Consider the following 16,960-nt stretch of genomic DNA (forward strand, 5'->3'; position numbering starts at 1 on the left):
CGTCCCCTGCGAGGAAGCGGCTCCCGATGGCCAATGAAGACAAGCTCCGCGACTACCTCAAGCGGGTCATGGCGGACCTGCACGACACCCGCCGCCGGCTCAGCGAGGCCCAGTCCCAGGAACTGGAGCCGGTGGCGATCGTCGCGATGAGCTGCCGGCTGCCCGGCGGCGTACGCGACCCGCAGGAGCTGTGGGAGCTGCTGATCGACGGCCGGGACGCGGTCGCCCCGTTCCCCGACGACCGGGGCTGGGACCTCGACCGGCTCTACCATCCCGACCCCGACCACCCCGGCACCTCGTACGCCCGCGAGGGTGGCTTCCTCGACGCGGCCGGGGACTTCGACGCCGCGTTCTTCGGCATCAGCCCCCGCGAGGCGCTCACCATGGACCCGCAGCAGCGGCTGCTGCTGGAGACCGCGTGGGAGGCCGTCGAGTCGGCCGGCATCGACCCCGCCGCGCTGCGCGGCAGCCGCACCGGGGTGTTCGTCGGGACCAACGGGCAGGACTACGGCACGCTGCTGATGATGTCGCCCGACGGCGACGAGGGCCACTCGATGACCGGCGGCGCGGCGGCGGTCGCCTCCGGCCGGGTGTCGTACACGCTCGGCCTGGAGGGCCCGGCCGTCTCCATCGACACCGCCTGCTCCTCCTCGCTGGTCGCGCTGCACCTGGCCGCGCAGGCGCTGCGGGCGGGGGAGTGCGAGCTGGCGCTCGCCGGCGGCGTCACCGTGATGGCCACGCCTGGCCTCTACATCGGGTCGAGCCGGCAGCGCGCGTTGTCCCCGGACGGGCGGTGCCGCTCCTTCGCCGCCGCCGCCGACGGCGCCGGGTTCTCCGAGGGCGTCGGGTGGCTGCTGGTGGAGCGGCTCTCCGACGCCCGCCGCAACGGGCACCCGGTGCTCGCCGTGCTGCGCGGCAGCGCAGTCAACCAGGACGGCGCGTCCAACGGCCTGACCGCCCCGAACGGGCCCGCCCAGCAGCGGGTGATCAGCCAGGCGCTCACCGCCGCCCGGCTGGCCACCGCCGACGTGGACCTCATCGAGGCGCACGGCACCGGCACCACGCTCGGCGACCCGATCGAGGCGCAGGCGCTGCTCGCCACGTACGGGCAGGACCGCGGCGACGCCGGGCCGGCACTGCTCGGCTCGGTGAAGTCGAACATCGGGCACGCCCAGGCCGCCGCCGGGGTGGCCGGGGTGATCAAGGTGGTGCTGGCCATCCGGCACGGACTGGTGCCGGCGACGCTGCACGTGGACGAGCCGTCGCCACACGTCGACTGGTCGTCCGGGGCACTGGAGCTGGTGACGTCGGCGCGGCCGTGGCCGGAGCGCGACCGTCCCCGCCGGGCGGCGGTCTCCTCGTTCGGCATCTCCGGCACCAACGCGCACGTCATCGTGGAACAGGCGCCGGAGGCGCCCGCGTCGAGCGCGCCCGTCCCCGCCCCGGGGCTGGTCGACGCCGACGTCACCGCCTGGCCGCTCTCCGCCCGTACCCGGGGCGGGCTGGCCGGGCAGGCCGCGCGGCTGGCCGCCCACCTGCGCGCCCACCCGGCCGAGCCGGCCGCGGTGGCCTGGTCGCTGGCCACCACCCGGTCGGCGTTCGACCAGCGGGCCGCCGTGGTCGGGGCGTCGGTCGAGGAGCTGCTGTCCGGCCTGGACGCGCTCGCGGCGGGCACGCCGTCGGCGGCGGTCGTGACCGGCACGGCCGAGCGGCCTGCCGGCCCGGTGTTCGTGTTCCCGGGTCAGGGTGCGCAGTCGGCGCGGATGGCTTCCGGTCTGGTGGGTCGGACGCCGGTGTTCGACGCCGCGTTGGCCGAGTGTCAGGCGGCGTTGGCGCCGTACCTGGACGTGGACCTGGTGTCGGTGCTGACCGGCCACGACGAGTCGTGGTTGGACCGGGTCGAGGTGGTGCAGCCGGTCCTGTGGGCCGTCGGCATCGCCCTCGCCGCGGTGTGGCGGCACGTCGGGGTCACGCCGCAGGCGGTGATCGGGCACTCACAGGGGGAGATCGGCGCGGCGTGCGTCGCCGGGATCCTGTCCCTGGACGATGCCGCGAAGACGGTGGCGTTGCGGTCACGTGCCCTGTCGGTGCTGCGCGGCACCGGCACGATGGCGTCGGTCGACCTGTCGGCCGACGACGTCACCGCGCGGCTGGCGGGCAGCGCGACGGCGTCCGTCGGCGCGAGGTCGGCCGGCGACGACACCGGTCCGGCCGCGAACGGATCCCGGTTCGCAGGCGTGGGAATCGCGGCGATCAACGGCCCGGCGACCGTGGTGGTCTCCGGTCCGCCGGAGGCGGTCGCCGACCTGGTGGAGTCGTGTCAGGCCGACGGCATCCGCGCCCGGTTGATCCCGGTGGACTACGCGTCGCACTCCGCCGCCGTGGAGGAGGTCGCCCAGCAGTTGCGTGCCGACCTGGCGGACGTGACGCCGCAGGCGGGTCACACCCGGCTGGTGTCCACGTTGACCGGGGACTGGGTGGACCCGGCGACGATGACCGCGGACTACTGGTACGACAACCTGCGCCGCACGGTCCGCTTCGACACGGCGGTCCGCACCGCGGTCGAGGCGGGGCACACGACGTTCGTGGAGATCAGCCCGCATCCGGTGCTGGCCATGCCGGTCACCGCGATCCTGGACGACACCGGCACCGCCGGGCACACGCTGTCCACGCTGCGTCGGGGTGAGGACGACCCGACCCGGCTGTTGACCAACCTGGCGACCGCGCACAGCATCGGCCTGCCCGTCGATCTGACCGCCGTGCTGGCCGAAGCCGACAGCGTCGCGCTGCCCACCTACGCCTTCGACCACCAGCGGTACTGGCCCGCCCCGCCCCGCTTCGTCACCGAGCGCGACGGCGAACCCGACCCCGACCGCTGGCACTACCGGGTCACCTGGACCCCGCTGCCCGACCTGCCGCTGACCCGGCTCACCGGCGCCTGGCTGGTCCCCGTACCCGCCGACCTGGCCGACGACCCGCTCGTCACCGGCGTGCTCGGCGCGCTCGGCAACGTCGGCGCCGACGCCGTACCCGTACCGGTCGACCCGGCCGACGACCCGGCCGCGCTCGCCGACCGGCTGCGCGCCGCGCTGCCCGCCGACGGGCCCGCCGCCGTGCTCTCCCTGCTCGGCCTCGACGGGCGGGCCCACCCCGAGCACCCGGCCACCACCCTCGGCGTCGCCGGCACCGCCCACCTGGTCCAGGCGCTCGGCACGCTCGGCGTCGAAGCGCCGCTCTGGTGCGCCACCCGCCGCGCGGTCACCACCGGCGACACCGACCCCGCCCCCGACCCGGCCGCCGCCGCCGTCTGGGGCCTCGGCCGAGCCGTCGCGCTGGAACACCCGGCCCGCTGGCGCGGCCTGGTCGACCTGCCCGACCAGCTGGACGCGACCACCGCCGCGCTCCTCGGCGCCGTGCTCGGAGCCGACGGCCCCGAAGACCAGATCGCCGTCCGCGCCACCGGCGCCCACGCCCGCCGGCTCAGCCGGTCCACCGACCTCGCCGACGACACCGTTCGGCTGCGCGACACCGTGCTGATCACCGGCGGCACCGGCGGCCTCGGCGGGCACCTGGCCCGCTGGGCCGCCCGGGCCGGCGCCGCGCACGTGCTGCTGGCCAGCCGCCGCGGCCCTGACGCCCCCGGCGCCGGCGACCTCGCCGCCGAGCTGACCGACCTCGGGGTACGCGTCACCGTGGCCCGCTGCGACGTCACCGACCGCGCCCAGCTCGCCACGCTCCTCGCCGACCTGCCCGACGACGCGCCGCTGCGGGCCGTGCTGCACACCGCCGCCGTGCTCGACGACGGCATCGTGGACACCGTCACCCCGGCCCGCCTGCACACCGTCGCCGCGCCCAAGAGCGCCGCCGCCGACCACCTCGACGCGCTCACCCGCGACCACGAGCTGGACGCGTTCGTGCTCTTCTCCTCCGTCGCCGGCACCACCGGCAACGCCGGCCAGGGCGCGTACGGCGCGGCCAACGCCCACCTGGACGCGCTCGCGCACCGGCGTCGCGCCGACGGGCTGCCGGCGCTCTCCGTCGCCTGGGGCGCCTGGGCCGGCGCCGGCCTGCCCGCCGACAACGAACGCGCCCAGCAGCGGCTGCGGCGCGGCGGCATGGTCGCCATGGACCCGGAACTGGCCGTCGCGGCGCTGGCCCGGGCGTTGGGCCGCGACGAACCCACAGTGGTCGTCGCCGACGTCGACTGGGGTCGTTTCGCGCCCGCGTTCGCGCTGGTCCGGCCCAGCCCGCTGCTCGGCGACCTGCCCGAGGTCCAGGACGCGCTGCGCCCGGCGGAGACACCGACCACGCCCGAACCGGCCGACCAGCCCGGCTCGGCGCTGGCCCGGCAGCTCGCCGGCCGTACCGCCGCCGAGCGCACCGAGACGTTGCGCGACCTGGTCCGCCAGTGCGCCGCCACCGCGCTCGGCTACGGCGCCGCCGACGACGTGCCCGTCACCCGCCCGTTCCGCGACCTCGGCCTCGACTCGCTGACCGCGGTGGACCTGCGCAACCTGCTCGCCACCGCCACCGAGCTGCGGCTGCCCGCCACGCTCGCGTTCGACTACCCGAACCCGGCGGTGCTCGCCGGGCACCTCGACGAGCTGCTCACCGGCGCCGGCGCGCCGGTCGACGGGCCGGCCGCCGTGGCCACCCCCGACGAGCCGCTGGCCGTGGTCGCGATGAGCTGCCGCTTCCCCGGCGGCGCGGACGACCCGGAACGGCTGTGGCAACTGCTCGCCGCCGGCGGCGACGCCATCGGCGACTTCCCCACCGACCGGGGCTGGGACCTCGACCGACTCTTCGACACCGACCCGGCCGTCGAGGGCACCAGCTACGCCCGCCAGGGCGGCTTCCTCCCCGACGTGGCCGACTTCGACCCCGGCTTCTTCGGCATCAGCCCGCGCGAGGCGCTCGCCATGGACCCGCAGCAGCGGCTGCTGCTGGAGACCTCGTGGGAGGCGATCGAACGCGCCGGCATCGACCCGCGGACGCTGCGCGGCACCCCCACCGGCGTCTTCGTCGGCACCAACTACCAGGACTACCGCAACCTCATGCTCACCGCCGAGGGCGCCGAGGGGCACCTGATGACCGGCAACGCCGGCAGCGTGCTCTCCGGCCGGGTGTCGTACACGCTCGGGCTGGAAGGGCCGGCCGTGTCCGTCGACACCGCCTGCTCCTCGTCGCTGGTCGCGCTGCACTGGGCCGGCCAGGCGCTACGCGCCGCCGAGTGTTCCCTGGCGCTGGTCGCCGGCGTCACCGTGATGTCCACCCCCGGCGTGTTCGTCGGCTTCAGCCGGCAACGCGGACTCTCCCCGGACAGCCGGGTCAAGGCGTTCGCCGCCGGCGCCGACGGCACCAGCTGGGGTGAGGGCGTCGGCGTCCTGCTGGTCGAGCGGCTGAGCGACGCCCGCCGCAACGGCCACCCGGTGCTCGCCGTGGTACGCGGCAGCGCGGTCAACCAGGACGGCGCGTCCAACGGGCTCACCGCTCCCAACGGGCCGGCCCAGCAGCGGGTCATCCGGGCGGCGCTGGCCAACGCCCGGCTGGACGCGGGCGACGTGGACGCGGTCGAGGCGCACGGCACCGGCACCCGGCTCGGCGACCCGATCGAGGCGCAGGCGCTGCTGGCCACGTACGGGCAGGGCCGCCCCGAGGACCGGCCGCTGCTGCTCGGCTCGATCAAGTCGAACATCGGCCACACCCAGGCCGCCGCCGGCGTGGCCGGGGTGATCAAGATGATCCTCGCGCTGCGCCACGGCTACCTGCCGCCGACGCTGCACGTGGACGCGCCCAGCGACCAGGTGGACTGGACGACCGGCTCGGTGGACCTGCTGACGCAGGGGCGGCCCTGGCCGCTGACCGGCCGGCCGCGCCGCGCCGCCGTCTCCTCGTTCGGCATCAGCGGCACCAACGCCCACACCATCCTGGAGCAGGCCCCCGAGCCGCCGGTGCCGACCGGTGAGCCGGCGGAGCCGCCGGTGGTGCCGGTGCTGCTGTCCGCCCGTACGGCCGGGTCGTTGGCCGCTCAGGCCACGCCGTGGGCCGACCGGCTCGCCGGCCCGACCGCGCCCCCGCTGGTCGACGTCGGCTGGTCCTCGGCGGTGTCCCGGCCCGCGCTGGACCACCGCGCGGTCGTGCTCGCCACCGACCGGCGGGCGCTGCGCGCCGGGCTCCGCGCGCTCGCCACCGGCGACGACTCGCCCACGCTGGTCACCGGCGCGGTGGCCACCCGGCCCCGGGTGGCGTACCTGTTCTCCGGGCAGGGGGCGCAGCGACCCGGCATGGGCCGCGAGCTGGCCGCCGCGTACCCGGTGTTCGCCGACGCGCTGACCGAGGCGTGCGCCGCGCTCGACCCGCACCTGGCCCGGCCGCTGCGCCCGCTGCTCGACGCCGACCCCGGCAGCGACGAGGCGGCGTTGCTGGACCGCACCGAGTTCACCCAGCCGGCGCTGTTCGCCGTCGAGGTGGCGCTGTTCCGGCTGCTCAGCGCCTGGGGGCTGCGCCCGGACGCGGTGGCGGGGCACTCCATCGGCGAGTTCGCCGCCGCGTACGCCGCCGGGGTGCTCACCCTGGCCGACGCCGCCGAGCTGGTCGCCACCCGCGGCCGGCTCATGCAGGCGCTGCCCGACGGCGGCGCGATGCTCGCGGTCGCCGCGAGTGAGGACGACGTCCGCGCCGCGCTCGGTGACCGGCTCGCCGTCGCCGCCGTCAACGGCCCCGCCGCCGTCGTGGTCGCCGGCGCCGCCGACGCCGTGGACGCCGCCGCCGCCGAGTGGACCGCACGAGGGGTACGCACCCGACGGCTCACCGTCAGCCACGCGTTCCACAGCCCGCTGATGGAACCGGTGCTCGACGAGCTGGCCGCGCTCGCCGCCCGGCTGCCGCACCACCCGCCGACGGTGCCGCTGATCTCCACCGTCACCGGCGCGCCGGTCGACGTGGCCGGCGTAGGCGCGCCCGGCTACTGGGCCCGGCACGCCCGGGACGCCGTACGCTTCGCCGACGCGGTCACCGCCCTGCGCGAGTTCGGCTGCACCGCCTACCTCGAGGTGGGCCCGGACGGGGTGCTCACCGCGCCGGCCCAGGGCGTGCTGGCCGCCGCCGGGCCGGTCCCGCCGGTCCTGCCCACGCTGCGTCGGGACCGGCCGGAACCGCTCACCCTGCTGCGCGCCGTGGCCGCCCTGCACGTGCACGGCGTCCCGGTGGACTGGCCCGCGCTCCACGCCGGCACCGATCCGCAACCGGCCGACCTGCCCACCCACGTGTTCGACCGGCAGCGCTACTGGCCGCAGCCGCCGGCCTGGCTGACCGCGCCGCCCACCGAGGACACCGAGGTGGAACGCCGGTTCTGGGCGGCGGTCGAGGCGGAGGACCTGGACGGCCTGCTCACCCAACTGGACGTGGCTCCGGACCAGCCGTTCGACGCCGTGCTGCCGGCGCTGTCGGCCTGGCGGCGACGCGGCCGGGAACGGTCGCTGGTGGACGGCAGCCGCTACCGGGTGCGCTGGGAGCCGGTCGACACCACCACCGGGCCCGCGCCGGACGGACCGGGCCGCTGGCTGGTGCTGCTGCCCGCCGACCGGGCCGCCGAACCGGGCCTGGTCGCGCTGGCCGGCGCGCTCGGCCCAGCGGCCACCACCGCGCCGGTGGACACCGCCGCCGACGCCGACGAACTGGCCACCCGGCTGACCGAGCTGGTCACCGCCGCCACCGCCGACGGGCCGCCACGCATTCTGTCCCTGCTCGGGCTGGACGAGACCCCGCACGCCGAGCATCCCGCGCTGCCGCGCGGCCTGGCCGCCACCGTCGGACTGCTCCAGACGCTCACCGACCTGGACGCGCCGGCCCGGCTCTGGTGCGCCACCCGGGGCGCGGTCGGCGTCGCCGACGACAACGCCCCGCCCCGCCCCCGGCAGGCGGCGCTGTGGGGCCTCGGCCGCGTCGCCGCGCTGGAACAGCCCGCCCGCTGGGCCGGCCTGGTCGACCTGCCCGCCACCGGGGACGATGACACCGCCCACCGGCTCGCCACCCTGCTGACCACCACCACCGAGGACCAGCTCGCGGTACGCGGCGACGCGACGTACGCCCGGCGGCTCGCCACCGCCGCCACCGACGGGGAGCGCACGCCGTGGCAGCCGCGCGGCACCGTCCTGATCACCGGTGGCACCGGCGCGCTCGGCGGGCACGTGGCCCGCTGGGCGGCCGACGCCGGCGCCGAACGTATCGTGCTGACCAGCCGGCGCGGCGTCGACACGCCGGGCGCGGCCGAGCTGCTGGCCGAGCTGGCCGCGTCCGGCGTCGACTGCCGGGTGGCCCGCGCCGACGCCGCCGACCGGACCGCCATGACCGCGCTGATCGCCGAGCTGCGCGCCGACGGGCCGCCGCTGCGCGCCGTCGTGCACGCCGCCGGGGTCAGCGAGGTGGTGCCGCTGGCCGAGACCACCCTGGAGGACCTGGCGTACGTCGTCGGCCCGAAACTGGCCGGCGCGGAGCTGCTCGACGAGCTGCTCGACGGCGTCGAGCTGGACGCGTTCGTGCTCTTCTCCTCCATCGCCGCCACCTGGGGCAGCGGCGGGCAGGGCGGGTACGCGGCCGGCAACGCCGCGCTGGACGCGCTCGCCGAGCGGCGCCGGGCCCGCGGGCTGCCCGCCACGTCGGTGGCCTGGGGGCCGTGGACCGAGTCCGGCATGTTCGACGACGACGCGCCGGAGCAGCTGCGCCGCCGCGGCCTGCGGGTGCTGCCGCCGGGGCCGGCGATGGCCGGGCTGCGGCACGCGCTCGCCGCCGGCGACACCTGCGTCACCGTCGCCGACGTCGACTGGGCCACCTTCCACCCGCTGTTCACCTCACTGCGGCCCAGCCCGCTGCTGGCCGACCTGCCGGCCGTGCGGGCGCTCGCCACCGCCGCCGCCGAGCCGGCGGCGACCGGGCCGGAGAGCCGGGACCGGCTCGCCGAGCTGCGCGCGCTGCCCGCCGACGACCGCCGGGACGCGCTGCTGGACCTGGTGCGCACCGACGCGGCGAAGGTGCTCGGCCACCCCTCGGTCGACGCGGTCGAGCCGGAGCGGGGCTTCCTCGACCTCGGGTTCGACTCGCTGACCGCGGTGGAGCTGCGCAACCTGCTCACCGCCGCGATCGGGCGGGAGCTGCCCACCACCGTGGTGTTCGACTACCCGACCCCGGCCGGGCTGGCCGCGTACCTCGACGACGAGCTGTTCCCCGGCGGCGCCGAGCCGCCCGGCGCCGCCGACGAGGAGACGGTCCGGCGGGTGCTCGCGGCCATCCCGCTGGACCGGCTGCGCCAGGCCGGCCTGCTCGATGAGCTGCTGCGCCTCGGCCAGGACACCGCCGCGCCGGCCGCGGAGCCGACGCCGGCCGCGCCGGCCGCCGAGATCCGCGACCTAGACGTCGCCGGGCTGGTCCGGATGGCCCTCGAAGGATCCGACTCGTGACCCGGCCGGCCGCAGGGAGGGCCCGATGAGCGTCTCACTGGACGAGGTGGTGGGCGCGCTGCGCGCGTCCCTGCTGGACAACCAGAAGCTCAAGCAGCAGAACCAGCAGCTCACCGACCGGCTCAGCGAACCGGTCGCGATCATCGGGATGAGCTGCCGGTTCCCCGGCGGCGTCCGCTCACCGGGGCAGCTCTGGGAGCTGGTCGACGCCGGCCGCGACGCGATGGCGCCGTTCCCCGCCGACCGGGGCTGGGACCTCGACGCGCTCTACGACACCGACCCGGCCAGCCGGGGCACCTCCTACGTCCGCGACGGCGGCTTCCTGCCCGACGCCGGCGACTTCGACCCGGCGTTCTTCGGCATCAGCCCGCGCGAGGCGCTGGCCATGGACCCGCAGCAGCGTCTGCTGCTGGAGACCGCCTGGGAGGCGTTCGAGTCCGCCGGCGTCGACCCCACCGCGCTGCGCGGCGCGCCGACCGGCGTGTACGCGGCCACCAGCAGCCAGGGCGACTACGCGGCGCTGCTCACCGGTGTCGGCGGCGGCGTCGAGGGTTACCTCGGCACCGGCAGCGCCGCCGCGGTGGCCAGCGGCCGGATCGCGTACGCGCTGGGCCTGGAGGGCCCGGCGGTCACCGTGGACACCGCCTGCTCCTCGTCGCTTGTCGCGCTGCACCTGGCCTGCCAGGCGCTGCGGCTGGGGGAGTGCACGCTGGCGCTGGCCGGCGGGGTGTCCGTGATGGCCACCCCCACCGTGTTCGTGGAATTCTCCCGCCAGCGTGGCCTGTCCACCGACGGGCGGTGCAAGTCGTTCGCCGCCGCCGCCGACGGCACCGGCTGGTCCGAGGGTGTCGGCATGCTGCTGGTCGAGCGGCTCTCCGACGCCCGCCGGCACGGCCACCCGGTGCTCGCCGTGGTCCGCGGCACCGCGGTCAACCAGGACGGCGCCAGCAGCGGCCTCACCGCGCCCAACGGCCCCGCCCAGCGGAAGGTCATCCGCGCCGCGCTGGCCAACGCCGGGCTCAGCGCCGCCGACGTCGACGTGGTCGAGGCGCACGGCACCGGCACCACCCTCGGCGACCCGATCGAGGCGCAGGCGCTGCTGGCCACGTACGGGCAGGACCGGTCCACGCCGCTGCTGCTCGGCTCCGTCAAGTCGAACATCGGGCACACCCAGGCCGCCGCCGGCGTCGCCGGGATCATCAAGATGGTGCTCGCCATGCGGCACGGCCGGCTCCCGGCCACGCTGCACGTCGACCGGCCCACCCCGCACGTCGACTGGACGGCCGGCGCGGTGGAGCTGCTGACCGACGCGCGGCCCTGGCCGGCGACCGGTCACCCGCGCCGGGCCGGCGTCTCAGCGTTCGGCGTCAGCGGCACCAACGCCCACGCCGTCATCGAACAGACCGAGGACGCTCCGACCCCGCCGGCCGGACGCCAGGCCCCGCCGGCGCCCTGGGTGGTCTCCGCGCGCTCCGGGCCGGCGCTCGCCGGGCAGGCCCGCCGGCTGCTGGAGCACCTCGACGCCCACCCCGACCTGCGCCCGGCCGACGTCGCGTACGCGCTGCTCACCACGCGGGCGGCGCTGCCGCACCGGGCCGCGGTCACCGGCGACGACCCGGCGGCGCTGCGCGCCGGGCTGCGCGCGGTCGCCGAGGACCGGCCCGCGCCCGGCGTGGTCCGCGGCGTGGCCCGGACCGCCGGCAAGCTCGCCGTCCTCTTTCCCGGGCAGGGCGGCCAGCGGCCCGGCATGGGCGCCGAGCTGCACCGCCGGTTCCCGGTCTTCGCCGCCGCGTTCGACGAGGCGGCCGCCGAACTCGACAGGCACCTGAGCCGGCCGCTGCGCGAGGTGGCGTTCGCCGCGCCGGACACCCCCGAAGCGGCGCTGCTGGACCGCACCGAGTGGACCCAGCCCGCGCTCTTCGCCTACCAGGTGGCCGCATACCGGCTGGTCACCGCGCTCGGCCTGCGCCCGGCGCAGCTGCTCGGCCACTCCGTCGGCGAGCTGGCCGCCGCGCACGTCGCCGGCGTGCTGTCGCTGCCGGACGCGGCCACGCTGGTGGCCGCCCGGGCCCGGCTCATGCAGGCGCTGCCGGCCGGCGGCGCGATGCTCGCGGTCCGCGCGTCCGCCGCCGAGGTGACGCCGCTGCTCGACGCGCGGGTGGCGCTGGCCGCGGTGAACGGCCCCGAGTCGGTGGTGCTCTCCGGCGACGAGGACGCCGTGCTCGCCGCCGGCGAGCGGCTCGCCGCCCAGGGCCGCCGGACCCGCCGGCTGCGGGTCGGCCACGCGTTCCACTCGGCCCGGATGGACGACATGCTGGCCGAGTTCCGGGTGGTCGCCGAGAAGATCACCTGGCAGCCGCCGAGCGTGCCGCTGGTCTCCGACCGCACCGGCGAGCCGCTCACCGACGCGCAGGCCACCGACCCGGGCTACTGGGTCGAGCACGTCCGCGACACGGTGCGGTTCTCGTCGGCGGTGGCCACGCTCGCCGCCGCCGGGACCGGCACCTTCCTGGACCTGGGCCCGGACGCCGCGCTGACCGCGCTGGCCCGCGAGTGCCTGCCCGACGCCGAACCGGCCGCGTTCGTGCCGGTCGCCCGGCGTGAGCTGTCCGAACCGGCCGGCCTGCTCGCCGCGCTCGCCGCCGTGGACCTGCGCGGCGCCGGCGTACGCTGGCCCGCGCTGTTCGCCGGCACCGACGCGACCCGGGTCGAGCTGCCCACGTACGCGTTCGCGCACGAGCGGTTCTGGCCCGACCCGATCCGGCTCGACCTGACCCCGCGCCCCGCCGACCCGGCCGACGGCGAGTTCTGGTCCACCGCCGAGGGCGGCGACCCGGCCGCGCTCGCCGACCTGCTCGGCCTCGACGACGACGCGGCCGGCCCGCTCGGCGACCTGCTGCCGGCGCTGACCGGCTACCGGGACCGCCGCCGCCGGGCGGCCACCCTGGACGGACTGCGCTACCGGACCGGCTGGACCCCGGTCGACCCGCCGACCGGCGCCGCGCCCACCGGGCCGTGCCTGATCGTGGGCCCACCCGGCGACCTGCTCGACACCGTCGCCGACGCGGTACGCGCCGCGGGCCTGGACCCGGTGCCGGTGCCGTCCGGCGTCGACCCGGCCGGCGCGCTGCGCGACCGCCTCGACACCGTCACCCCGGTCCGGGTGGTCTCGCTGCTGCCCGCCGGGGCGCACGCCCTCGCCGGCACCGTCGCGCTGGTGCGGGCGCTCACCGACGCCGGGGTGACCGCGCCGCTGTGGTGCGTCACCCGGGGCGCGGTCGCCGTCGATGCCGACGACCCGGCGCCCGACCCGACGGTCGCCACCGTCTGGGGACTCGGCCGGGTGCTGGCGCTGGAACACCCCCGGCTCTGGGGCGGCCTGCTGGACCTGCCCGCCGAACCGGCCGGCCCCGACGTCGCCCGGCTCGCCCGCGTGGTGGCCGGGGACGGTGTCGAGGACCAGCTCGCGGTCCGCGCCGGCGGCCTGCGCGCCCGCCGGCTGGAACGCGCGCCGGCCGGCGTCGACCGCCCGTGGCGGCCGGGTGGCGCGGTGCTGGTGCACGGTGACGCCCCGGTCCGCCGCCCGCACCTGCTGCGCCGGCTCGCCGAGGCGGGCGCGACCCACCTGCTGCTGGCCGGCCCGCCGCTGCCGGCCGGCACCGACCGGGCCGGCCCGGACGGCGTCGAGCGGACCACCGGCGAGGGCGTCGAGCGGACCTCGGTGGACGGTGTCGAGCGAACCATGGTGGACGGCGTCGAACGGACCACCGTGTGCGGTGTCGACGCGACCGTCGTGGACGACATGGACGCGCTGGCCGCCGCGTTGGCGCGGCTGGCCGCGGCCGGCACGCCGGTGCGTACCGTGCTGCACGTGGCCGACGCCGGCGGGGCCGGCGAGCCGGTCGCGGCGGCCGACCCGGACCGGTTGTCCGACACCGTCGGCGCGCACCTGGCTGCCGTGGCCCGGCTCGACGCCGTCTGCGCCGACCACCCGGTCGACCAGTTCCTGATCTTCGTCTCCACGGCCGCCACCTGGGGCAGCGGCGGCGCCGCGGTCACCGCCGCGACCGGCGCCGGACTGTCCGCCCTGGCCGCCCGCCGCCGGGCCGCGGGCCGGCCGGCCACGGTGCTGGCGTGGGCGCCGTGGCACGGCGAGGCCACCGACCCGGAGCAGTTGCGCCGCCGGGGGATCCGCCCGTTGGATCCCGGCATGGCCCTCGACGCGCTGGACCGGGCCGTCGCCGCCGGCGGCGACGAGGTCGCCGTCGCGGACGTCGACTGGCCGGCGTTCGTGCCCGCGTTCACCGCGGTCCGCCCGGCCCCGCTGCTGCGCGGCGTGCCGGACGCGGTGACCGAACCGGCCGCCCCGACCGGTGCGACTGGCTCCGACCCGGCGACCGCGCTGCGGGACCGGCTGGCCGCCGTGCCCGCCGCCGACCGGCAGCGGATCCTGCTGGACCTGGTCCGGGCGCAGGCGGCCACCGTCCTCGGGCACGCCGGGCCGGGCGCGGTCGAGCCGGACCGGGACTTCCTGGAGCTGGGCTTCGACTCGCTCACCGCGCTGGAGCTGCGCGACGCGCTGCGCCAGGAGACCGGCGCCGAGCTGTCCGCCACCCTGCTCTTCGACCACCCCACCCCGGTCGCGCTGGCCGGCCACCTGCTCGGCGCGATCCTCGGCGGGCCGACCGCCGACGCGACCGCCGACGCGGCGTCACCGGAGGGCGCGGGCGGCCTGCTCGGTGGGCTGTTCCGCGAGCCCAAGGCGCGCGCCGACGCGGCCGGCTACGCCGAGCTGCTGGTCAAGCTGGCCCAGTTCCGGCCCAGCTTCCGCACCCCGGAGGAGCTGACCCGACCGGCCGCCGTCATGCGGCTGGCCGACGGGCCGGCCACGCCGGTGGTCTGCTGCTGCACCATGTCGCTGCTCTCCGGCGCGCACGAGTACGCCCGCGTCGCCGCCGGGCTGCGCGGCCGGCGCGGTGTGTGGGCGCTGCCCAACCCCGGCTTCGGCGTCGGCGAGGAGCTGCCCGCCGACCTCGACGCGCTGCTGCGGGTGCACGCGGACACCGTGCTGCGCGCGGTCGGATCCGGCGACTTCGTGCTGGCCGGCCACTCCGGCGGCGCCATGGTGGCCAACCTGCTCGCCACCGAGCTGGACCGGAACGGCCGGGCGCCGGCCGCGGTGGTGCTGATGGACACCTACCCGCCCGGCAGCGAGGTGCTCGGCGGCTGGACGTCGCAACTGCTCGACGGGATGGTCGAGCGGGACAGCGCGTACACCCCGATGGACGACCACCGGGCCACCGCGTGGGCCGGCTACCTGCCGCTGTTCCTGGACTGGCGTCCCGCGCCGATGGCAGCGCCGACGCTGCTGGTGCGCGCCAGCGAGCCGCTGGGGGAGTGGACCGGGGAACCCGGCGGATGGCGGTCGGTGTGGCCGTACCCGCACGAGACGCGGGACGCGGCCGGTGACCACTTCACCATGGTCGGCGAACGCGGCCCGGAACTCGCCGCCACCGTCGACGGGTGGCTCGCCGAGCGGGGGCTGTGAGGCGGCCCCTTGCGCTGCCCCTAGTGCCCCCTAAGGCGGCGGCGGACAACTGTCTTACCAGGACCCAGGACGGGAGCATGACGACGTGGACGAGGCAGTGGTGGTCGACGGGCTGGTCAAGAAGTACCGGCCCGACATGCCGCCGGCGGTGGACGGACTGAGCTTCTCGGTCGCCGCGGGCGAGGTCTTCGGTCTGCTGGGGCCGAACGGCGCCGGCAAGACCACGACGATCGGGGTGCTGACGACGCGGGTGCGGGCCACCTCGGGCCGTGCCCTGGTCTGCGGCGCGGACGTGTCCCGCGCACCCGCGGTGGCCCGGCAACTGCTCGCGGTGGTGCCGCAGCGGGTCAACCTGGACCGGGCGCTCACCGTCCGGCAGAACCTGCTGTTCCACTCGGCGTACCACCGGGTGTCCCGGGCGCGCCGCGTCCGGCGGGCCGACGAGCTGCTGGAGCAGATGGGCCTGAAGGACTTCGCCAAGGCGCGCACCGACTTCCTCTCCGGCGGCCTGGCGCAGCGCACCATGATCGCCCGGGCGCTGATGCACGCGCCCCGGGTGCTCTTCCTCGACGAGCCGTCCGCCGGCCTCGACCCGCAGTCCCGACTGTTCGTGCACGACCGGATCGCCGACCTGAAGCGCTCCGGGGTCACCGTCGTGGTGACCACGCACGACATGGAGGAGGCGGAGAAGCTCTGCGACCGGGTCGGCATCGTCGACCACGGCAAGCTGCTCACCCTGGACACGCCGGCCGCGCTGACCCGGACCCTGCCCGGCAGCAGCACGCTGACCCTGGTGGTCGCGCCCGGCGCCCCGGTGGAGGCGGTGCAGACCGCGCTCGCCGACGTGCCGGACGTGGAACGGGTCGAACGGCTGCGCGCGGGCGGCGCGGCGGAGCTGCCGATGTTCCCCGGCATGCCCCCGATGCCGGTGCCGGACGCCCCCGTCGACCCGGACGCGCCGCTGTCGTTCCGGGTCTACACCGGCGGCGCCCCGGCCAACGCCGTGCCGATGGCGTTGAAGGTCCTCACCGACCTCGGCTGCGAGGTCCGCGATCTCAGCGTCGGCCAGCCCAGCCTGGAGGACGTCTTCATCCACCTGACCGGAAGGGAACTTCGGTGACCGTCACCGCCCCCGCCGCGCCGGCCACGCCGGCCGTCGCCGCACCCCCACCGGTACGCCTGCGCGACCAGCTCACCACGTTCCGAGCGGTGCTCTGGCGGGACATGTTCGTCACCAGCCGGGAGGTGGGTGCGTTCCTCGCCCAGGTCTTCCTCCAGCCGCTGTTCATGCTGTTGATCTTCGGGAAGGTGCTCACCGACCTGGGGTACGCCAGCGCCGACTTCGCCAACGTGCTGCTGCCCGGCATCATCGCGCTCAACGCGTTCCTGATCGGCCTGGAGAACACCGCGCTGCCGATGGTGATGGACTTCTCCTTCACCCGGGAGATCGAGGACCGGTTGCTGTCGCCGATGGCCATCCCGCTGGTCGCGTTCGAGAAGATCGTCTTCGGGGCGATCCGCGGCCTGGTGGCCGGCCTGGTGCTCATTCCGGTCGGCATGCTGATCCTCGGCGTCACCTGGCCGCTGTCCACGTTGCTGCCGGTGGCGGGCGTGCTGGCGGCCGGCGCGCTGGTCGGCGCCGCCATGGGCCTGACCTTCGGCACCCTGGTCCCGCCGCACCGGATCCAGATCATGTTCACGGTCACGTTGACGCCGCTGATGTTCACCGGTGCCACCCAGTTCCCGCTGCGCGCGCTGGACTCGCTGCCCTGGTTCCAGGTGGTCTGCGCGCTCAACCCGCTCACCTACGTAAGCGAGGCCACCCGGTCGCTCGTCGCGCCGCCCGGCGTCGAGTCGGTGCCGCTCTGGCTGGACCTGGTCGTGCTCGCCGGGGTGTTCGTGGTCTTCACCGCCGTCGGCATCCGCGGCTTCATGCGCCGGGCGATGGACTAGGGGC

4 protein-coding genes are annotated in these 16,960 nt (G+C 77.0%); all 4 read left to right on the forward strand.

Annotated features, from left to right (window positions below):
• The first annotated feature begins 26 nt into the window (after positions 1-26).
• On the forward strand, positions 27-9,455 hold the full coding sequence (locus ACFY3U_RS21340; protein WP_387204297.1) for a type I polyketide synthase: 9,429 nt from the start codon (positions 27-29) through the stop codon (positions 9,453-9,455).
• Positions 9,456-9,480: 25 nt separating this feature from the next.
• Positions 9,481-15,003, forward strand: coding sequence for a type I polyketide synthase (locus ACFY3U_RS21345; RefSeq protein ID WP_387204300.1), 5,523 nt, complete (start codon positions 9,481-9,483; stop codon positions 15,001-15,003).
• A gap of 85 nt (positions 15,004-15,088) precedes the next feature.
• Positions 15,089-16,123, forward strand: coding sequence for an ABC transporter ATP-binding protein (locus ACFY3U_RS21350; RefSeq protein WP_387204303.1), 1,035 nt, complete (start codon positions 15,089-15,091; stop codon positions 16,121-16,123).
• Positions 16,120-16,956: an ABC transporter permease gene (locus ACFY3U_RS21355; protein ID WP_387204304.1), complete on the forward strand. Its 837-nt coding sequence runs from the start codon at positions 16,120-16,122 to the stop codon at positions 16,954-16,956. The genes ACFY3U_RS21350 and ACFY3U_RS21355 overlap by 4 nt, the downstream gene beginning before the upstream one ends.
• Positions 16,957-16,960 lie beyond the last annotated feature (4 nt).

The organism is Micromonospora sp. NPDC000089 (genome assembly GCF_042899365.1).
Taxonomy (GTDB): Bacteria; Actinomycetota; Actinomycetes; order Mycobacteriales; family Micromonosporaceae; genus Micromonospora.